This is a genomic window from Nitrospira sp., from assembly GCA_030692565.1.
Lineage (GTDB): Bacteria > Nitrospirota > Nitrospiria > Nitrospirales > Nitrospiraceae > Nitrospira_D.
On sequence record JAUYAO010000036.1, the window covers coordinates 1 to 18,793 of the forward strand.

Here is an 18,793-nt window from a genome sequence, read left to right on the forward strand (position 1 = left end):
CCCCGCAGTTTCGGATTGGACTTCCTTCAGACCCCGCCTCACGGCGACGCCCTTGCCCTTCTCCTTGCCTTCGGCTCTGCGACAACCTGGCAGTCGGACTTGCACCGACTAAGTAACGCGCCATGCCCGGCGCACACGAAATCCGGATCGTCCAGGATCAGATGCGGCGCAACTCTGTCGACATGATCTATGGCACCGCCAGCTTCGCGGACCCACACCGGCTGCGCGTACAACAGACCTCCGGGACCGTCGAGCATACCGCCCACTTCATCGTCATCGCCGTCGGAACCGAGCCGGCCAGGCCGCCCGAAATCCCCTTCGACGAAGAATCCATCATCGACACCGACGGACTCCTCACATTAAAACGTATTCCGCAGTCCATCGTGATCGTCGGGGGTGGCGTGATCGGGACGGAATACGCGTCCATCCTGGCGACCATGGGGGTGCCGGTCATTCTGATCGATAAACGCCCACGCTTATTGGAGTTCGTCGATGCGGAAATCATCGAGGCCCTCCAGCGACAAATGAAAGAGATCGGCGTGACCCTGTACCACAAGGAAGAAGTCGTCAGCATTCAGAAAGAATTGAGCGGCCAGATTGCCGTCACCTTACAGAAGGCCAAACCCATTTCGGCAGGCACATTGATGTATGCGATTGGGCGAGTCGGTGCCACTCGCGATCTCCAGCTGGAGCACATCGGCCTCACGCCGGACAGCCGCGGCCGGCTCGCGGTCAATGAACATTTTCAAACCCCGGTCCCGCACATCTACGCGGCCGGCGACGTCATCGGCTTTCCCGCGCTGGCTTCTACCTCCATGCAGCAAGGCCGGCATGCAGCCTGCCATGCATTCGGTCACCCGGATCGCACCGATACCGCCCTGCTGCCCTACGGCATTTATGCAATCCCTGAAATTTCGATGGTGGGCCGCACAGAAGAGGACTTGGCCAAAGATCGGATCCCCTTCGGTGTCGGCATCGCCCGATACAAGGAGATTGCCCGCGGACAATTGATCGGCGACGAAATGGGCATGTTAAAGCTGTTGTTCCATCGACAGACTCGTGAGCTCTTAGGCGTCCACGCCATTGGCGAAGGCGCGACCGAGTTGATCCACATCGGGCAAGCCGTGATGGCCTATCACGGCCGCATCGAGTATTTCGTCGACACGGTCTTCAACTATCCAACTCTGGCCGAATGTTATAAAGTCGCTGCGCTAGACGGCATCAATCGGCTGCCGCGCCCCTGGCCGCCGACCCCTTAACCACATAGCACCTTGAATCAGGAGCCTCTATGTCGTTTTCAAACCATCTCCGATCCCTGGCCACCTCCATCTGGGACGACCAGTTGACCCATCCCTTCGTTGCCGCCTTGGGCAACGGCACCCTGCCGGAACGAAAATTCAAATACTACATTCTGCAGGACGCCAGATTCCTCGGCGACCTCTCACGGGTGTTCGCCGCAGGGGCGGTGAAGGCTCCGGATGCGGACAGCGCGCTCCGCTTTGCCAAGCTGGCCGAAGAAACCATCGTCGTCGAGCGTAGCCTCCACGAAAGCTACGGCACCCAGTGGAAGATGAGCACCAGGCAGATGACGTCCGTACCGATGGCCCCCACGAACTATGCCTACACCCGCCACATGCTCAGCGTGGCACAGAGCGGATCGGCCGCGGAGATTACCGTCGTCGCTCTCCCCTGCGCCTGGATCTACTGCATCGTCGGGCAACATCTCTTAAAGAATGGCCCGCCTAAGAAGAATCATCCCTACCGCAACTGGCTCATGCTCTATGCCTCGCCGGAATTCGCCGAAGTCCAACGCTGGATGAGAAAAAAGGTCGATCAGTGGGCCAAGACCGCAGGCGTTGAAGAAAAACGCCGGATGGAAGAAGCCTTCATCATCAGCTCCCGTTACGAGTGGATGTTCTGGGAAATGGCGTGGAACGAGGAAACCTGGCCCGTGTGAGCCGACGGGTCCTGTCGCGAACCAGCCCGTCCATCCTCGCACCCCGCCCGGAGTAGGGACCCCGCTGCGGGCGGACGGGCACCCAGGTTCGCGCCACCCGTCGAGTCACACGGGCCAGATTGGGGGAGACAAAATGACGGGAGCGGATAGAGGGGCAGGGCAGGACCGTCTCGGGCTGCGCGCAATTTGGCCCAGCCCTGCTACCCAGCCCGTGACCTGTCTTCCCTTAGAATAGGCCCAGACTCTATGACATGCTTCAAACCTTCAGGATAAGATATAGCTCACGAAGTCAGAGCGCGTGTATCGTGCCGGAGAAATCGTCTCCCCGATTTTATTGGGACCCGTCACGTAATACTTCCCATTTTTGCATGTAACGCGAAGCCATGATTGCCGCCCACCAGCGTCACCACCCATAAGACGAAATCCATTACTCCATTTGATGGCACAGACGACCTCGTTGCCACAGACCAGGAGGAGAAAGACCTTCTTAGTAGCGGCCGCTTTCTGAACTAGAAATTCTTTCAATGGGGATAAGAAAAAGAAGTTCCATGCCTTTCCCTTCTTTTGCTTCCACGTCCGGCCTTTTTTGAGAGCAAGAAGCCGGTCGTCATTAATGAGGTAAGACGCTCGTTGTCCGCATATGAGCTCCAGCTTCACGCATTTCTCATGGTTGAGGATCGGCAGCAACGCCTTCGCATACCATATATCTTGTTTCTGTAAGGTTGTGACGGGCATGCGGGTCTCCTCAATTAATGGGGCATCTCAAACACCTACGACAAAGGCCATCATGTTTTTTGCAATTCTAAATTAAAGCCTGCGCCGCCACCCGTTGCCATAAAAACCAAACGGCATGTCTTATGCGCATCGCTCCAGTCCCCCGTTTCGCTGTGCTTCCCATATCGCATCGAACTGCTTCCGCCACGCCTCATAATTGCGGCGCTGCCGAAGCGTCTTCACATCAAAACGCATGTTGATCTCTATCACTGAGACCCTCTTGATGTCCCGTTTGCGCAGCACCCGGTCTGGCAGATACAGCTCGCTATCGCTGTCATACACCACTACAAGAAACCCATAAGACAACCCATGCCTGAGGCCAAGCACTTCCAACTTGCGCACATCTTTCTCCACCGCTTTCTCCACCGCGGCTCGGTTAACCCCTGCAATCCTTGGAAACACCTTGAACTCCACCGCATAGATTGGCTTGCGCTGATTGAACACCACTAAATCTGGCCTGGGCCGCTGGCTGCCTGGTCCCTTGAGCGTTGCATCGCACCGAACGATCAACCGATCACGGCCTTTCCGTTCTAGAAACTTGCGGATGTAGCCATAAGCTGCCGCATGGACATCCCGCTCATTGTGCAGCAGACATTTCCGAAGATCTTTATACAAGCCTTTGCCGAGCCCGCTCTTAATGAAGCCGTTGAATCTGTCCGCTTCGAACTTACTCATGAAGCCCTCCCGCATCGATAGAAGCCCTGTCATCCCACGCACGTGGCAGGTGAATCGTATCAACCCCTCCGCATAAGGCAAAACAGTTTCGGAGAAACTGCGTATCACACACCCTCAATCCCTAGCCCGCATTTGTCATGACGGCTCATCTCAATAAGAATTGAACGTACCCCGCGTGCATCATCCTGGTGAGTTGCCGCAGGATGCAGCTGAAGATATGGCTGAATCTCAGTGAGCTTGGGGTATTGATTGCCCTAAGGCGGCTTGTCTATTGGCTGAGCACCGCACGCAAGCCATGCAGGAATTATCAAATCATGGTTCAAGACGGAGGAGACGAGCTGTGTGATGAACAGTGAGGATATGGATCTCGTCGTGAATAAGGCGATAAACAATCCGGTAGGTGCCGTGAATCACTTCTCGAACAGCGGGATCGTTGACCTCCGGGACGACACGCCCGGACTGCGGAAAGGCAGGCAATCGTTCAGCAGAAGATATCAATTGTTGGGTCACGAGTAGCGCGTAGTGGGGAGAATCCTGCGCGATGAAACGCCTGATCGACTGGACATCTTCAATAGCCCGGCGAGTTCAGACCAGCGGCATCATTTGAGAAGCTGACGAACCGCCTCGGCGTGGGGCACTGTTTCACCGCTATCGGACTGCCGGAGGCCCTCTTCGACTTTCGCCAGAAAACAGAGCCGCTCAATGGCATCCTCAAGCGTAGCGGTGTCTGGAAGCCCTTCGACCGCTTGAAGAATCCTCTGTTTGACCGTTCCAGTCGCCATAGTAATCACCTCTTACAATCCGTACTCTAGGACACTTTTTCTGATGCGTCAACGTTCAGACGCCTGCTCCTTGTGCAGAAAGACCACCTAATCAAACCAGCACACGGTATACCAGTCAATCCCTATGAGCTCTAGACATGCAGCCCAACCTGAGTATAATGGCGCCACTCGTATGATCAGACAGGTTCTCGCCATAACAGGACTCCTCTTCGGCACGCTGCTTTCCGGCCACGTCTTCGCGGCTGGAAACTATGAGGAGAGCCTCAAGCTCTTGGCTGACGGAGTGATCGCCGAATCTTTGAAAGCCAAGAAGGAACGCCTGGCCATTATCGACTTCACGGATGCCAAGGGCGCCGTCACGCCGATCGGACAGTTTTTAGCAGAGGAACTCGGCACACAGCTATTGGTAGCAGGCGAACTGAAGGTTGTGGAACACAAGCTCGTCAGCTCCACGCTCAAAAAGCGACACATCACCCAGATCGAGGCAACTTCCCCCAAAGCCCTGAAGGGGGCGGCGAAGGCCATCCGCACCGACGTCTTTGTCACGGGGTCTTACCTCGATGCTCCGGAGGGAATCCTGGTCACCGTGAAGCTCATGAACCCGTCGAATGCCCAGGCGATCGGCGCGGCGCGGGGCATGATCCCGAAAGCCGGACCCCTCGGTGAAATGGTCAAAGAATTCAATAAGCCGCCGGCGGTCAAAGTAGAGCCCCCGAAAGGGCCGACCACCCCGGAAGGATTGGGCTTCCATCGAAACGAATTCTATGAATTGGTCGTGCGGGCGCTGAGCCGGCAGGACAATCGGATCCGGATGGATCTGACGATTGAAAACCGGTCTCCACGCGATGTAAAACTGCTCTGCCTCCTCCAAAATACCGTGTTGAGGGACGACCAGGGAGGGCAGTGGTCACAAAGTGTCGAAGGTAATCGCGAGGGGCTCTGCACCAGAGGCATCGAACTCTCGCCGCGGGAGAAGGATCGAGCGGTGCTGACCTTTGTTGCGCCGGCTGACTCCACGGCCGTTTCGCAATTCACCTTCTCCTTTCATGAAAAATCGCCTCGCCGAGATGCCACGTTTACGATCGAAGGCCTCGCCGTTGAGACATCGCCGACTCCGGTTACCCCAGCTACCCCTTAACGAATCGGAACTATCATGGCTGCACGCACCTTAAAGCAAGTTCTCACGATCGCCGGGTCCGACTCGGGCGGAGGCGCCGGGATTCAGGCGGACCTCAAATCCATGTCGGCCAACGGCGTCTTCGCGATGTCGGTGATTACCGCCGTCACAGCGCAGAACACGGAAGATGTGACCGATGTGTTCGAGCTGCCGACCTCCATCATTGCCTCGCAACTCGACGCCGTCTTCGACGACTTCGAGGTTTCCGCCGTCAAAACCGGCATGCTCTCCTCCACGGCGATCGTCGAACTCGTAGCGAAAATGCTGGCCATACAAAAGGTCACGAATCTGGTCGTCGACCCGGTGATGATCTCCAAATCCGGCCGCGCACTTCTGAAGCCGGATGCCATCGACGCCCTCAAGAAACTGCTCTTTCCGCTCGCGCTCGTCGTGACCCCCAATATCCATGAGGCGCAGCAGCTTTCCGGCATCGCCATCAGCAACCTGGCCGATGCGCGCCGCGCCGCGAAGATCATCCACGGCTTCGGCTCTCAGTACGTGCTGATCAAGGGCGGCCACCTGCTCACTGAGCGCGCCACCGACCTGCTCTATGACGGCCGGTTTTTCAATATCTATAAAGGCGAGTTCATCGACACGCCCCATACGCACGGCACCGGCTGCACCTTCGCCTCGGCGCTTGCGGCACAACTGGCGCGCGGCAAGGCCATGACGGATGCGGTGCAGGCTGCAAAGACCTATCTCACGGAGACGATCCGCCATAGTCTTGCCATTGGACACGGCACCGGCCCGACCAATCACTTCTACTTTCTCGAAACGTAGGGACCAACGATGTCGCGACTTCCTGGACGGCCGCTCACGTTCCTTCTGACCGGATTCTCGTGGCTAGTGCTGGCGTCGCTCGTCGGGCTCGCCATCCTCGTCGGCCTGGTTCGGGGAACGCCGCTCCCTCATTGGATACGCCATGCCCATGTGCATGCGGCCCTCGTGGGTGGAGTGGCGCAAATGATTCTGGGCGCGCTGCTGACCTTCATCTCTCCGCTCCTCCTGACCGGCCGCACACAACGCGAGTCGCACCCGCTCCTGTTTGTGACGATCAACGGGAGTGCCGTGGGAATGGTTGCGGGATTCGGACTCCACAACTACACGGTGATCGGTGTCAGCGGGCTCTTCGTCGTCGCGTCGTTTCTCTGGATTGCACGCGACACCTGGCTGCAAGCCAGGCAGAGCCTTAATGCCCCTCCGCTGAACCTCTGGTATTACGCGCTGGCGGTGCTGGCGCTCTTCGGCGGATTGGCCTGCGGGGAAACCATGGCGTTCGCCTGGGCCCAGCAATCGTTCGGCTACATTCGGCTCGCACACATCCACCTCAACCTTCTCGGCTTTATCACTCTGGCGATCGTCGGCACGATGCACAATCTGCTGCCGACCGTCTTGAACGCGCCGCTTTCCAGTCCACGGCTCGCTCGGGTCGTCATGTGGCTGTTCCCGCTGGGGTTAGCAGTGCTGATCGCGGGATTCATGAATTCCTCGGTGATGATCGAGATGGCCGGAGGGGGCGTGCTGGTCATCAGTGCGCTACTCTATGCCTCCAATCTCTTCACCACCTGGTTACGGTCGAGCCATCAAGGAAGTGCCGCATCGGATCACCTACTGATCGCCACGTTTTTCCTGGTGCTCACGCTGGTGCTCGGCGTGCTCGTAGCAGCCAACAACATCGCGGCCACTCCCATCATGCCCTTCGGGTCGCTGCACTTAGTGGCGTACACGCACCTAGCGCTGATCGGATTTATTCTGCAAACGATCGTGGGAGCTCTCTCCCATCTCGTTCCTGTGACGCTGGCCGTGCGCCGTGCGCCAAGCCCGAAGAAACGCGGTCCCTATCTCGAACACCTGACGGGCGTCATCAATCGTTGGAGAACCATACAGGTGGCGAGCCTCAGTATGGGCACGATGGGATTGGCCCTGCTCGCATCGCTCACCTGGAATGTGCCCCTTTCATCGCCCTACGTCCAAGGCGCCATGTGGGCTTCGTGTGGGCTGTTGCTGACCGGCCTGACCGTCTTCTCCGTCAAACTGGTCACCGTCCTCTGGACCGAGCCGGAACAGACTGTAGGTTCCTGAACCGAATTGCCTGTCACTGAATCGAATAACCGACTCTGCGAGAATCGTCCGCCATGGAACAGGATCTTTCGTTTTCCGACCCTCAGGGCCATCGTGTAGCCGCAGTCCTGGCCGCTCCCGCCAATGAGACAGATCGAATCGCCATCCTGTGCCATGGCTTTCTCTCCGGGAAGCGCAGCACGACCAATAAAACACTGACTCGCCTCCTCAACGCACAGGGCATTGCCACCTTGGCCTTTGATTTTTTCGGACAGGGAGACAGCGAAGGCCCGTTTGAGGCGCTCACCACAACGACCGCTGTAGCGCAAGCACATGCTGCCCTGGATCTCGTCCGGCAAAAAGGTTTCAGACGGCTGGGGCTGATGGGGTCCAGCTTTGGAGGACTGGTCGCCACGTTAACAGCGGCGCAGCGTCAGGATCTGGCCTGCCTGGCCTTAAAATGTCCCGTGGTCGACTTTGCCGAGGAACTGCGGCTGACGCTCGGAGATGCTGAGATGGCGGCGTGGCAATCGACCGACACCATCCCCAATATCATGGGTGGGGCTGAACGCATCCGGCTCCGCTACGCTTTTTATGAAGACTGTCTTCGCCGCATTGCCTACGAACCGGCAAAGACGATCACTGCGCCGACCCTGATAGTCCAAGGAGATCAGGACGAATGCGTCCCTTTACACCAGAGTCGACAGCTAGCCGCCGCGCTGACCTGCCCCAACCGTATGGAGCTCCTTCCAGGCGCCGACCACCAGTTCACGAAGAGTGCGGATTTTAACCGGATGACGACTCTTATTGCGGATTGGCTCACGGCACACTGACATGATTCCAGAAGATGAGCGGCGTGAAACAGTTTTGCGGCTCTATCCGATTTTTAAGGAAGAGGTCTATCGGCGCCGCGACCAGATGATGCGCTGGACTGCAATTGGAGCAGGATCGCTTGTCGCCATACTGAGCATCGTTCTCCTGGGACCCGCAGCACACTCGCTTTCAGCAACATCTCGACTGCTCCTGGCCTGTGCGACGCTCTTGTTGGCGATCACCTATATGGGGATCATCTGGCAGCAGCACAACCGCCATCGGCAAGCCAAACAACAACTCATTACACTCGAGCAGGCCCTGGGCCTCTTCGGGGAATTCCCCTCGCATCATGACAGCGCTCTCTACCCTGAAGACTGGCAGAATGAATGGGCTCGCGATAGAAGTCTGCTGCAATACCTTACAATTCTCACTTTTCTGACCGGGATCGCCCTCGTCGCCATCCTCCAGCCGAACCTATAGTCAATCCCGACACCCCAACAGCCACGTAGGTAGCTTCGTGCCGCCGTACCATTTCGTCCAGGCAGAGCACGCCTTAGCTTCCATGGCCTACGTATTCCTTCACAAGTTCAAGAATATTTTCACATAACATCAACCAGTTATATTTATCATCTTTACAGAAAATGGCAAGCTGGCCATGGCACATCTATTGCTTAGATTAAGGACTCTTGTCATGTGAAGCAGAACCCAAAACAAATTCAGGTTGATATGACGATCCAAAACCCCTCACCCACAAATAGACCAACAGTCACCTTCTCCACGTGCATCTGGCTCCTGGCCATGGCATTGACAGCCCCCGTTCTCGCTGGAGAAACGGCTACTCCGAAACAGCATAGCCTTATTCACCGTCCCGATGCTCCGGCATCGCCGATCGTCCCGCGGCCAGAATCCGCGGCCATGCCCTCCCGGCCTGTTGCAGCCACTGCGCCGGCAGTGACGACACCCTCCTCGCAGACACTCCACCACAAATTGACAAAGAAACCGGCCTCGGCGGTCGTCAGCGCGCCTCTCGCGTCCGAACCAAGCCCTTCATCGAGGACAAGCTCCAGACTGCCTTCAGCGGGAACCATCCCAACCACGGCACCCAAAACCGGGTCAGAGAGTCCATCAAAGAGCACTCCGGCTCCAGTCGGTGACCGTACGATTGCTCCGATTGTTCCGATTGCCGCGAGGCCGCTTTCGATGTCTTCCCTGAGCAACATCGCAGCTCCAACAGCAGCTCGTAATGCTGCCGCAGTAGCTCCATTGACTGCAGCAGCACAATCCGGTCTCCCCATAGCCAGTCTCCCCATAGCCAGTCTCGCGCCTTCCATGTCCCGGCTCGTCCAGATGAGCCCGGGGCTAGCAGGCTTACTACAACCGTCCGCGCCTGTGGTCACGCCCTCCTCAACGACTCCGCCGCCCGCCACCCCGCCTTCAACCCCACCCCCTGTATCCAACAGCGGAAGCGTCACCCTATCCTGGTCTGCAAACGGTGAAAACGACTTGGCCGGGTATAAGATCTATTTTGGAACCTCGTCGGGAAATTACACCGCTTCGGGATCGCCCACGGTGATTGGAAAAGTAACCAGCTACACCGTTACCGGTCTCCAGCGAAACACCACCTACTTCTTCGCCCTTTCCGCCTACGACAGTGTCGGCAACGAAAGTGCGCTCTCCGGCGAAGCCAGCAAAAGCATCCTCTAGCGGCTGGTGAAAACGGTCCCCGGCTTCGTTCTCACCTCGGTAACATCCTCAACGTAGCCCCAAAGCTACGCCTGCGGTATTACTCTCGGCTGCGGCCTCGCTGGATGACCGTTTTGACCAGCCGCTTCATTCAGGATGCTCAAATAGACGATCCAACAAGGCCGCAGGGAGTCTAGCGACTGAGGCGTTATGCTTCTCACCCACCCACCCCGAGCTGCCAAGACAGCTCCTTCACCGGTGGGGTACGTCGCAAGGAGATGGACGACGACTAAAAACGGCTGCTCAAAACGGGCATCCAGCGAGGCCGCAGGAGAGAAATAACCGGAGGCGTACCCTCTGGGGTACGTTGAGGACTATTTCGATCCGAGAACGAAGTTGGGGGCCTTTTCAGCGGCCGTCACGATTTTGCGCAGCGGAAGCCTATGTAGCTATTGCGCGTCTCAGGAGGAAGTTTGAATCGCCCGTAGGTGAGCAGATACTTGGGCAGATCCGACCAGGATCCGCCACGCAGCACTTTGAACTGGCCGTTTTCCGGACCCAATGGATTGGTCTCCGGACTATGCTCGTAATAATTCGCACTGTACCAGTCAGAGACCCATTCACCCACATTTCCGGCCATCTGATACAGGCCGTAGGGGCTCTTTCCTGACTCATACGACTGCACCGGCATCAGCACCTGACTGTAGCTAAAGCGCGCCCCCAGCGCGAAATTCGCGACATCGTTCGTCGGGACCTGATTGCCCCAGGGATATAACCGCCCATCGACACCGCGTGCCGCCTTCTCCCATTCGGCTTCAGCCGGCAACCGCTTCCCTTTCCAGCGGCAATAGGCATCGGCATCATGCCAATCCACGCCGATTACGGGCCGGTCGCTGTGAGTGACCGGACTCACCGTCTCCCACAGCCATGGAGCCGTCCGGCCCGTCGCCATGAGAAACGCGCCATACTGCGCTGTCGTCACCTCATGCATGTCCATCATGAAAGCCTCGAGCGTCACGCGATGGCGAGGCCGTTCATCCTCCAGCGCCTGCGTGCCGGCTGCCCCCATCTCGAATGGGCCTTGAGGAATCGACACCATCAGCGTCTCCGTGGGAAGCGGACGCTCCAGGGCCTGTGATCGCCTGAGCCGATCCAACTGCGCCTCACTTAAAGAAACGATGCCTGCCAGCATCAGAAGGATGCTCAAAAAGGCCATCCAACGCGGCCGCAGGCGAGAGAAAACCGGAGGCGTAGCCTCTGGGCTACGTTGAGGATTTTGTCGAGACGAGAAACAAACCTGGGTCAGGCGCGTCTCGGCGCGCCGGGGTTGGGAGGGTGAGACGAAGGCCTTTTTCAGCATTCTTCTCAATGGATGATGCCGCCGACCACCCAATGCCGATCATCCGGCACATCAATGAGGAGCCGGGTAAGATTCATCTGAGCGAGCTGAGAACCGATTTCATCTTCCGTAAATGCCGCGAGCAGCGAATTGTAAAAATCACGACGCAGAATATCGGGCGCCCCACTGGCATACTGCTCCACGATGGCTTGCGCGGCCTCGGGCGATTCGGGCCGCAGCAGATCCATGACCAGCACCGGCGAGCCCGGCTTCACGAAGAGCCTCAGCTTGTGCCAGAACTGCAAGGGATTGGGCAGATGATGGAGCAGACTATTGGAGACAGCCGCATCGGCCTGGTTGGCTCCGGCAAGATCCTGGAATCGTTCACAGCGCACAGACACCCGATCCGACAGCCCTGCCTGGCGAACAGCCTGCCCGGCTAACTCAATCATCGGCCGCGACGCATCGATACCCGTAATGCGACAGTCGGGAAGCGCGCGGGCCAAACGCATCGGAATGTCGCCCGGCCCACAGCCAAAATCATACACATGGCCATGGGAAAACTCCGGGAAGTACTCTCGGAATAACTCGACGAAGCGCTGATTCTCCGATGAGAAATCCGCCTCGGCATAGGCCTTGGCTTGCAGAGGATCATCCATCAATTCCGGTTCAAGAATACGTGACGTCATATGCTCACTCCGTGGATCGGCCGGCCTTCGCCTGAACGCTCACCTGATCGCCAGGCCGAACGACACCCTCCTTCAGCACTTTGGCATACACCCGGCTCCACCCCGGATACTTTTTCTGCGAGATGCGCTGATAGTCCCCATCGTGGAACCATTGGGCATTATGACTACAGGGCGATGTATAGCTCATCACTTCCAATTCGACATCGGGCCCGACGGTGAGCCGTACGCCCGGTTGCATGAGTTCCCAGTCCAGCCCCGCCAGTGTCAGATTCTCTCCGGAAAAACCCGGCTCGATGGAATGGCCCGCTTGTTGTAATTGCTCGATCACATCCAACGAATACAAACAGACCGCACGATCCGGGCCGCCGTGCACTTTCAAGTTGCGCTGGCGATCTCCTTCTACGCCCTGCACAGTCACGCGAGCCTCCAGCACCGGCTTCTTCGGCACCCCGCCATCGGATACGCTGATCTGATGAATATGCGGATAGGGAGGCCGTCCGCTATTCATGATTGTCTATCTGCTTCGCAGGACTCCGACCGACCGAGTTCGAGCGCCACCCAGCCCTCTTGGTCCCGCCGATGGACCGGATACAGTCCCGAAGCGGCATACCGCGCCATGACCTCTTCCACCTGCTCGACCAGCAGACCTGAGAAAAAGAGTCGGGAACCGGCCACGCCATAGGCAGCCAACTCATCGGCTAACAGCAAGAGCGTTTGCCGATCGATGTTCGCGACCACCAGATCAGGCCTTATACCCGCGGCCACGTCGGACAGCGTCCCGCAGAAGAGTTTCAACTCCGCACCGAACGCATTTTGGCCCGCACACTCCCGGGCACAGTCCACCGCCACAGGATCGATTTCGACACCGACAGCCGACCGCGCACCCAGCCGCAAGGCCGCCATCGCCAGAATGCCGCTGCCGGATCCGACGTCGAGCACCGTCTCGCCCCCGTGAATCAGTTCCTCCAGCCACTCCAGCAACATGCGGGTCGTCGCGTGATGGCCTGTCCCGAAGGCCTGTTTGGGATCGAGGATAATGTCGAGATCGCCGTCCAGCAATGGCGCAGACTCCCAACTGGGTCGAATGACCAGATGGCGCCCGACCCGGAGCGGCTTGACCGACTGTGCCCACTGGCGATTCCAATCCTGATGCGGCAGGTCCCCGACATGGACGGTCCCGCTGCTTTGCCCGGAGGGATCGAGTTGATCCAGCGCCGCGCGGACCTGCCCCAACTGGTCGCCACTCCAATGATCCCGAGACCAATAGAGATGGGTCACCCCTTGATCCTCCCATGCGCCACGCACATGAGGATCGCCCAGTAACCCGAGCAATTCTCCAGAGTCAATCGCGCTGTGAATACTGACGTCGATCCACTCCTGCGTCATCGCTTCTCTCTCACAATCAATTGACGAGCACGCGCCCTTCCCAGTATGGTCGATCTCATCGTGAAGTCCGATCAGGCCACCCCCAGACGCGAACACACACTTACCCGCCAGCTCCGGCGAGGCGAGACACAACACCAGCAGGGAACACGTGCCAGCGCACAATTCTCCCGCTGGCGAGGCGTCCTATTTCTCATCGGGCTGTTCATCACCGTGAGTCTCTACCGGCTGGAACACTACGACGCCGGTAACTGGTCGCTCCTGTTGTTCTTCATCGGATTTCTCACGATCGCCGCGTATCATAACAGGCTCGAACATCGGATTCATCGGCTCACGCTGTGGTCCGGGATCAAGCGCCAACACCTTGCCCGGATTCGCCTTGATTGGCAGGCGCTCCCTCCGTGCTATCCTGTCACGGCGGACGCCCATCTCTACGCGCGCGACCTCGACCTGATCGGACCGCACTCGCTCCTCCATCTCCTCGACACGACCACGTCCACACAGGGCCACGACCGACTCGCATCCTGGCTCCTCACTCAACCGCCGGATGAACAGACCTGGCAGACCAGGCAACAGCTGGTCAGAGAACTGACTCGACTGACAGGATTCCGGGATCGGCTGAACGTCCAAGCCCGACTGACGGGCGAGGCTGAAATCAACGGACAACGCATTACGGCTATCCTGCAGCATCACCTGCATCTCCCCTATCTGCACATCGTCCTTCCGATCCAGGCCGTACTCGCTGTCATCACCCTGATCCTCGGCCTCGGCGCGCTGCTCAATCTCTTGCCGGCCTATTGGATGATGTCCTTCGGCCTCTATGCCGTGATCTTTTTTCAGACCGATCAGGGAGAGGAATTGCTCGAACATGCCGTCGGCCTGCATCACGAAGTCGAGAAGCTGGGCACCGTCTTACAGTTCCTGGAACAACGCGCCCGGAAACCGGGATCTGCACTCGCCGCAACCTGCCGCGTGCTCATAGAAACGGATAAGGCCCCGTCGGCGTTGATTCGCCGTCTGGCCTGGGTGCTCCATGGCGTCAGCGTCAAAGCCCATCCGCTGGTTCATCTCGTTTTCAATGCGCTTTGCCCCTGGGATCTGTTCTTTACCTTCCGCCTGCAACAATTCCAACATCGGATTCAGAACCTGCTCCCGCTGTGGCTGGATTGCCTCGCCGAAGTAGAAGCCGCCTCGGCCCTCGCGACCTTTGCCTATCTCCATCCGTCTTACGTCTGGCCTGATCCAGCGAGCCCTACGGCGCTGACCGCCACCCGACTCGGCCATCCGCTCATCCCATCGCAGCACCGTATCGCCAACGACATCTCCTTCGCGCGCTGCGGCACCATCTATCTGGTCACCGGTTCGAACATGTCGGGCAAGAGCACCTTCCTCCGGACGATCGGCATCAACCTCTGCCTCGCGCAAGCCGGTGCGCCGGTCTGCGCACAGAGGTTTGCATGGACCTGGAGCCGTCTGGCCTGCTGCATTCGCGTGGACGACTCGTTGGATGCGGGCTTGTCCTTCTTCTATGCGGAAGTCAAACGGCTGAAAGCGCTCCTCCAGGCGACGGAGGATCGGAACGCTCCCCCGGTGCTTTTCCTGATCGATGAGATTTTCAAAGGCACCAATAATCGCGAGCGGCTGATCGGCAGTCGCGCCTATGTGCGGGCGCTGGCAAGAGGCAACGGCTACGGATTGGTCACGACCCACGATCTGGAACTCGCCGATCTTGATCAATCGATTCCCGGGCTCACCAATTGTCACTTTCAGGAAACCGTCTCAGCCGGCACGCTGCAGTTTGACTATCAGCTTCGCCCAGGTCCCTGCCCGACGACGAATGCCTTGCGGATTATGGAATTGGAAGGGCTGCCGACGGACCGCCCGCCTGGATCATAGCGGGGACGCGTTTCATTGCATCCAGCTCCCCCTGACGAGGGGAAATACCCGCATTCCTTCGCTCCAAGCGACGTTTTCTTTGACCTCCACATGAGCTTGCCCCATAGTTATGCGAACAGTTGCACTTCACCCAGGCGTACCGCATGACTACTCCATCGTCGCATCCGCTTCGCGGTCTCTTGATCGCACAGTTTTTCGGTGCCTTTAACGACAACGCCTGGAAACTCATGGTCGCGCTCCTCGGCATTCGCCAGGTCGCGACGACCATGGCACCAGGCGCGGATCTGGAATCGGCTTCTCAGTCGCAAACGACTCTGACCTTCGTCATCTTCACGCTGCCGCTCATGCTGATCTCGCTCGTGGCCGGCGTCGTCGCGGACCGCGTCAGTAAGCGTACGGTCATTGTGTCCATGAAAGCCGTCGAGGTCGGCCTCATGGCCGCCGGAACGGTCGCCCTCTTCATCGATCCGGCCGGAGGCATCCTGCCGCTGATCGTCCTCGGCTGCCTGGGTGCCCACAGCGCCCTCTTCAGTCCGGCGAAGTACGGCATCCTGCCGGAGATTTTGCCGCATGACCGGCTCACCCAGGGCAACGGCATTCTTGAATTGAGCACCTTCCTCGCGATTCTTGGCGGCACCGCCGTCGGCGGAATGCTGCTGGATGGCGCGGGCTCTGCCACCTGGCTGGCTCCGCTGGCACTCACGTTGCTCTCGCTCATTGGCTTCGGCGCATCACTGACCGTCCCGGCCGTTCCGGCCGCCCGCACAGAGGGAGGCATCGGCTCCACTCTGGGGGGTGCCATTCAGGCCGTCCGCTCCGACCAAACCTTGTTCCTCGCCGTTCTCGGCTCCGCCTTCTTCTGGACGATCGCCAGCCTGGTCGGCCAGGATATGTTGGTCTACGCCAAGACGGCGCTGCATCTCTCGGACTCGCTCTCCGGCCTCCCCCTTGCGCTCCTGTCGATCGGCATCGGCGCCGGCGCAATGCTCGCAGGTAAGCTATCCGGTGAGCGTGTCGAGTACGGATTGATTCCGATGGGCGCCTTCGGAATCTGTACGTTTCTCCTGCTGCTGGGGCTTTTGGGTCCCGGACTCTACGGCACACTCATCTTGATGGCGGGGCTTGGCTTGTCCTGCGGACTCTTTGTCGTACCCGTAAACTCGTTGATCCAGTGGCATGCCCCCGCCGATCGACGCGGCAGCATCATTGCCCTCTCGAATACATGTACGTATAGTGGCGTACTCATGGGATCGCTCAGCGGCGGCGTTTTTGCTTCACTCGGCCTCTCCACCACCGGCATTCTCCTCGCGGCGGCCGCGGCGACGTTTTGGGGCACGCTCTGGGCCCTGTGGCTGGTCCCCAGCGCCTTCGTCCGTCTCATTCTCATTCTCCTGACGAAAACGGTCTACCGCGTCCGCGTCGTCCACCCCTCGAATGTGCCGCAGACCGGCGGAGCGCTGTTGGTGCCCAACCACATGTCGCTGGTCGACGGCTTCCTCCTGATTGCCAGCCTCGATCGCCCGGTCCGCTTCGTGGTCGATGCCGCCTATGCGACCCATCCGTTGTTCAAATGGGTGATGGACATTATGCGGGTCATCCCGATTTCCTCTTCCGGGGGACCGCGGATCATCCTGCGCGCGCTACGCAGCGCCGGTCAGGCGCTGGACGACGGCGAGATCGTCTGCATCTTCCCGGAAGGGCAAATCACCAGAACCGGGACCCTGCTGCCGTTCCGCCGTGGCTTCGAACGCATCGTGAAAGGCCGCACGGTTCCGATCATTCCGGTCCATCTGGATCGCGTCTGGGGCAGCCTGTTCAGCTTCGTGAAAGGACGTTTTATCTGGAAGCTTCCGGAACAGATCCCCTATCCGGTCACGGTCTCCTTCGGCGCGCCGCAGCCGGCCGACACCCCGGCGCACGAACTCCGCCGACTCGTGCGCGAGTTGGGCGAAGCCGCCTGGACGCTCCGGAAAGCGGATCAGCAGCCGATCCACCGCCCGGTCATCTCGGCCTGGCGCCGGCATCCCCTTACGTTCGCGATGGCGGACGCCGCACGTCCATCGATCACCGGACTCAAAGCCTTGCTCGGCACCATTACGCTGGCACGCGCCATGAAGCCGCATTGGAAAGCGCAACGCTATGTCGGATTGCTGTTGCCGCCAAGCGTACCCGGCGCGCTGCTCAATGTCGCCGCCGCATTGACCGGAAAAACCAGCGTTAATTTGAACTACACCGTCGGTCGGGTCGGGCTGGAGTCGGCAGTCGCTCAGGCCGGCCTCAAGACCGTGCTGACCAGCCGCCTGTTTATCGAGAAGGCCAAGCTCGACATCCCGGGAGGCGTCACCATTTTGTATCTGGAGGATATCGCCAAGACGATTTCCGGCAGCGCACAATTCATCGCCTTGCTGCTCGGACTCTTTGCGCCGATCGGACTCCTGGAGCGCGCCTGCGGACGCGAGCAGCCGATCAGCCTGGACGATCTGGCCACGATCATCTTCAGCAGCGGCAGCACAGGCGAACCGAAAGGCGTCATGCTTTCGCACTTCGCCATCAACTCGAACGTCGAAGGCGCGGGGCAGGTCATCCACATCAGCCAGGCCGATCGCGCCTTGGGCATCCTGCCCTTCTTCCACTCCTTCGGGTATATGCTGCTCTGGTTCTATGCGCGTCACAACACCGGTGTCGTCTTCCACCCGTCTCCGTTGGATGTCGGGGCCATCGGCGAGCTCTGCAGCAAATACCGCATTTCCCTGCTGGTCGTGACCCCGACATTCTTGCAGCTCTATTTGCGCCGCTGCACGCCGGAGCAATTCAGTTACCTGCGTGTCGTGCTCACGGGGGCGGAAAAACTCCCGCTTCGCCTCGTGCAGGCATTCCAAGACAAGTTCGGCATCGCCCCCGTCGAAGGGTACGGTGTGACAGAATGCGCCCCCGTCATTTCGTCCAATTGTCCGGACTTCCGCGCCTCCGGTTTCTATCAGGTCGCCTCGCGCCGCGGCACCGTCGGCCAGCCGTTCCCCGGTGTGTCGGTGCGCATCGTCGATCCCGAAACCTGGGCCATCCTGCCGCCCGGCCAGGCCGGCATGCTCCTGGTCAAAGGTCCGAATGTCATGAGCGGCTATCTGGGCCGCGAAGACCTCACGGCCAAAGCCATGAAGGACGGCTGGTACATCACCGGCGACATCGCGACACTGGACGACGACGGCTTTCTCACGATCACGGATCGCCTCTCCCGCTTCTCGAAAATCGGCGGCGAGATGGTCCCGCATGGCAAGGTCGAAGAAGCGCTGCAACAGGCGGCCGGCGCCGAGCTGCAGGTCTTCGCCGTGACCGGTCTCCCGGATGAGAAAAAGGGCGAACGGCTGGCCGTGCTCCACACCATCGACGAAGCCAGCCTCCCCGAGATTCTTGCAAAAGTCGCCGCAAGTGGACTGCCGAATCTCTTCATCCCGGCAAGAAGCCAATTCGTGAAAGTCGACGCGCTCCCGATTCTCGGCACCGGCAAACTGGATTTGCGTAGCGTCAAACGCCTCGCAGCAGAACGGCTCATGCCGGCGTCGTGAC

18 protein-coding genes are annotated in these 18,793 nt (G+C 59.1%); 10 read left to right on the forward strand and 8 right to left on the reverse strand.

Annotated elements, in window-relative coordinates:
- Positions 1-122: 122 nt before the first annotated feature.
- Both sthA and tenA read left to right on the forward strand, forming a co-directional pair.
- On the forward strand, positions 123-1,259 hold the full coding sequence (gene sthA / locus Q8N04_09165; GenBank protein ID MDP3090834.1) for a Si-specific NAD(P)(+) transhydrogenase: 1,137 nt from the start codon (positions 123-125) through the stop codon (positions 1,257-1,259).
- Positions 1,260-1,288: 29 nt separating this feature from the next.
- Positions 1,289-1,957 (forward strand): thiaminase II, encoded by a 669-nt coding sequence (tenA, locus tag Q8N04_09170; GenBank protein ID MDP3090835.1) that lies wholly within the window; start codon positions 1,289-1,291, stop codon positions 1,955-1,957.
- Between the two features lie 264 nt (positions 1,958-2,221).
- On the opposite strand, the gene Q8N04_09175 is transcribed toward tenA, so the two are convergent.
- From Q8N04_09175 to Q8N04_09185, 3 genes are all read right to left on the reverse strand, one after another.
- On the reverse strand, positions 2,222-2,692 hold the full coding sequence (locus Q8N04_09175; GenBank protein MDP3090836.1) for a hypothetical protein: 471 nt from the start codon (positions 2,690-2,692) through the stop codon (positions 2,222-2,224).
- 120 nt (positions 2,693-2,812) lie between these two features.
- Positions 2,813-3,406, reverse strand: a complete 594-nt coding sequence (locus Q8N04_09180; GenBank protein MDP3090837.1) for a hypothetical protein — start codon at positions 3,404-3,406, stop codon at positions 2,813-2,815.
- 599 nt (positions 3,407-4,005) lie between these two features.
- Positions 4,006-4,188 carry a hypothetical protein gene (locus Q8N04_09185; protein MDP3090838.1) on the reverse strand — a complete coding sequence of 61 codons (183 nt, stop codon included), beginning with the start codon at positions 4,186-4,188 and terminating at the stop codon, positions 4,006-4,008.
- 172 nt (positions 4,189-4,360) lie between these two features.
- Here Q8N04_09185 and Q8N04_09190 point away from each other — a divergent pair, with 172 nt between their 5' ends.
- From Q8N04_09190 to Q8N04_09210, 5 genes are read left to right on the forward strand one after another with little or no spacing between them, the layout of a single operon-like run.
- On the forward strand, positions 4,361-5,326 hold the full coding sequence (locus tag Q8N04_09190) for a FlgO family outer membrane protein (protein MDP3090839.1): 966 nt from the start codon (positions 4,361-4,363) through the stop codon (positions 5,324-5,326).
- A 15-nt stretch (positions 5,327-5,341) separates the two neighbouring features.
- Positions 5,342-6,145 (forward strand): bifunctional hydroxymethylpyrimidine kinase/phosphomethylpyrimidine kinase, encoded by an 804-nt coding sequence (gene thiD / locus Q8N04_09195; protein MDP3090840.1) that lies wholly within the window; start codon positions 5,342-5,344, stop codon positions 6,143-6,145.
- 9 nt (positions 6,146-6,154) lie between these two features.
- Positions 6,155-7,447, forward strand: a complete 1,293-nt coding sequence (locus tag Q8N04_09200) for a cbb3-type cytochrome c oxidase subunit I (protein ID MDP3090841.1) — start codon at positions 6,155-6,157, stop codon at positions 7,445-7,447.
- Positions 7,448-7,500: 53 nt separating this feature from the next.
- On the forward strand, positions 7,501-8,259 hold the full coding sequence (locus Q8N04_09205; GenBank protein ID MDP3090842.1) for an alpha/beta fold hydrolase: 759 nt from the start codon (positions 7,501-7,503) through the stop codon (positions 8,257-8,259).
- 1 nt (position 8,260) lies between these two features.
- Entirely contained in the window at positions 8,261-8,719 is a 459-nt protein-coding gene (locus Q8N04_09210; GenBank protein ID MDP3090843.1) for a hypothetical protein, read from the forward strand.
- A 380-nt stretch (positions 8,720-9,099) separates the two neighbouring features.
- Here Q8N04_09210 and Q8N04_09215 read toward each other — a convergent pair whose 3' ends face one another.
- Complete coding sequence (locus tag Q8N04_09215; GenBank protein MDP3090844.1) at positions 9,100-9,459, reverse strand: hypothetical protein; 360 nt, start codon at positions 9,457-9,459, stop codon at positions 9,100-9,102.
- A gap of 127 nt (positions 9,460-9,586) precedes the next feature.
- Here Q8N04_09215 and Q8N04_09220 point away from each other — a divergent pair, with 127 nt between their 5' ends.
- Positions 9,587-9,943, forward strand: a complete 357-nt coding sequence (locus Q8N04_09220) for a fibronectin type III domain-containing protein (protein MDP3090845.1) — start codon at positions 9,587-9,589, stop codon at positions 9,941-9,943.
- Between the two features lie 397 nt (positions 9,944-10,340).
- Here Q8N04_09220 and Q8N04_09225 read toward each other — a convergent pair whose 3' ends face one another.
- From Q8N04_09225 to Q8N04_09240, 4 genes are all read right to left on the reverse strand, one after another.
- Positions 10,341-11,129 carry a formylglycine-generating enzyme family protein gene (locus tag Q8N04_09225; protein ID MDP3090846.1) on the reverse strand — a complete coding sequence of 263 codons (789 nt, stop codon included), beginning with the start codon at positions 11,127-11,129 and terminating at the stop codon, positions 10,341-10,343.
- Between the two features lie 158 nt (positions 11,130-11,287).
- Positions 11,288-11,950, reverse strand: a complete 663-nt coding sequence (locus Q8N04_09230; GenBank protein ID MDP3090847.1) for a class I SAM-dependent methyltransferase — start codon at positions 11,948-11,950, stop codon at positions 11,288-11,290.
- A 4-nt stretch (positions 11,951-11,954) separates the two neighbouring features.
- Positions 11,955-12,458 carry an MOSC domain-containing protein gene (locus Q8N04_09235; protein MDP3090848.1) on the reverse strand — a complete coding sequence of 168 codons (504 nt, stop codon included), beginning with the start codon at positions 12,456-12,458 and terminating at the stop codon, positions 11,955-11,957.
- Complete coding sequence (locus tag Q8N04_09240) at positions 12,455-13,336, reverse strand: 50S ribosomal protein L11 methyltransferase (GenBank protein MDP3090849.1); 882 nt, start codon at positions 13,334-13,336, stop codon at positions 12,455-12,457. Before Q8N04_09240 ends, Q8N04_09235 begins: the two co-directional genes overlap by 4 nt.
- A 45-nt stretch (positions 13,337-13,381) precedes the next feature.
- Between Q8N04_09240 and Q8N04_09245 the strand changes: the two genes are divergently transcribed.
- A complete protein-coding gene (locus tag Q8N04_09245) occupies positions 13,382-15,229 on the forward strand; it encodes a hypothetical protein (GenBank protein ID MDP3090850.1) in 1,848 nt (615 codons plus the stop codon).
- A 143-nt stretch (positions 15,230-15,372) separates the two neighbouring features.
- Complete coding sequence (locus Q8N04_09250) at positions 15,373-18,792, forward strand: acyl-[ACP]--phospholipid O-acyltransferase (protein MDP3090851.1); 3,420 nt, start codon at positions 15,373-15,375, stop codon at positions 18,790-18,792.
- Position 18,793: the final 1 nt, after the last annotated feature.

Excerpts from the sequence above, each read along its gene's own strand:
- sthA (MDP3090834.1), top strand. The coding sequence starts at position 123 with ATGCCCGGCGCACACGAAATCCGGATCGTCCAGGATCAGATGCGGCGC.
- tenA (MDP3090835.1), top strand. The coding sequence starts at position 1,289 with ATGTCGTTTTCAAACCATCTCCGATCCCTGGCCACCTCCATCTGGGAC.
- Q8N04_09175 (MDP3090836.1), bottom strand. The coding sequence starts at position 2,692 with ATGCCCGTCACAACCTTACAGAAACAAGATATATGGTATGCGAAGGCG.
- Q8N04_09180 (MDP3090837.1), bottom strand. The coding sequence starts at position 3,406 with ATGAGTAAGTTCGAAGCGGACAGATTCAACGGCTTCATTAAGAGCGGG.
- Q8N04_09185 (MDP3090838.1), bottom strand. The coding sequence starts at position 4,188 with ATGGCGACTGGAACGGTCAAACAGAGGATTCTTCAAGCGGTCGAAGGG.
- Q8N04_09190 (MDP3090839.1), top strand. The coding sequence starts at position 4,361 with ATGATCAGACAGGTTCTCGCCATAACAGGACTCCTCTTCGGCACGCTG.
- thiD (MDP3090840.1), top strand. The coding sequence starts at position 5,342 with ATGGCTGCACGCACCTTAAAGCAAGTTCTCACGATCGCCGGGTCCGAC.
- Q8N04_09200 (MDP3090841.1), top strand. The coding sequence starts at position 6,155 with ATGTCGCGACTTCCTGGACGGCCGCTCACGTTCCTTCTGACCGGATTC.
- Q8N04_09205 (MDP3090842.1), top strand. The coding sequence starts at position 7,501 with ATGGAACAGGATCTTTCGTTTTCCGACCCTCAGGGCCATCGTGTAGCC.
- Q8N04_09210 (MDP3090843.1), top strand. The coding sequence starts at position 8,261 with ATGATTCCAGAAGATGAGCGGCGTGAAACAGTTTTGCGGCTCTATCCG.
- Q8N04_09215 (MDP3090844.1), bottom strand. The coding sequence starts at position 9,459 with ATGTTGCTCAGGGAAGACATCGAAAGCGGCCTCGCGGCAATCGGAACA.
- Q8N04_09220 (MDP3090845.1), top strand. The coding sequence starts at position 9,587 with ATGAGCCCGGGGCTAGCAGGCTTACTACAACCGTCCGCGCCTGTGGTC.
- Q8N04_09230 (MDP3090847.1), bottom strand. The coding sequence starts at position 11,950 with ATGACGTCACGTATTCTTGAACCGGAATTGATGGATGATCCTCTGCAA.
- Q8N04_09235 (MDP3090848.1), bottom strand. The coding sequence starts at position 12,458 with ATGAATAGCGGACGGCCTCCCTATCCGCATATTCATCAGATCAGCGTA.
- Q8N04_09240 (MDP3090849.1), bottom strand. The coding sequence starts at position 13,336 with ATGACGCAGGAGTGGATCGACGTCAGTATTCACAGCGCGATTGACTCT.
- Q8N04_09245 (MDP3090850.1), top strand. The coding sequence starts at position 13,382 with ATGGTCGATCTCATCGTGAAGTCCGATCAGGCCACCCCCAGACGCGAA.
- Q8N04_09250 (MDP3090851.1), top strand. The coding sequence starts at position 15,373 with ATGACTACTCCATCGTCGCATCCGCTTCGCGGTCTCTTGATCGCACAG.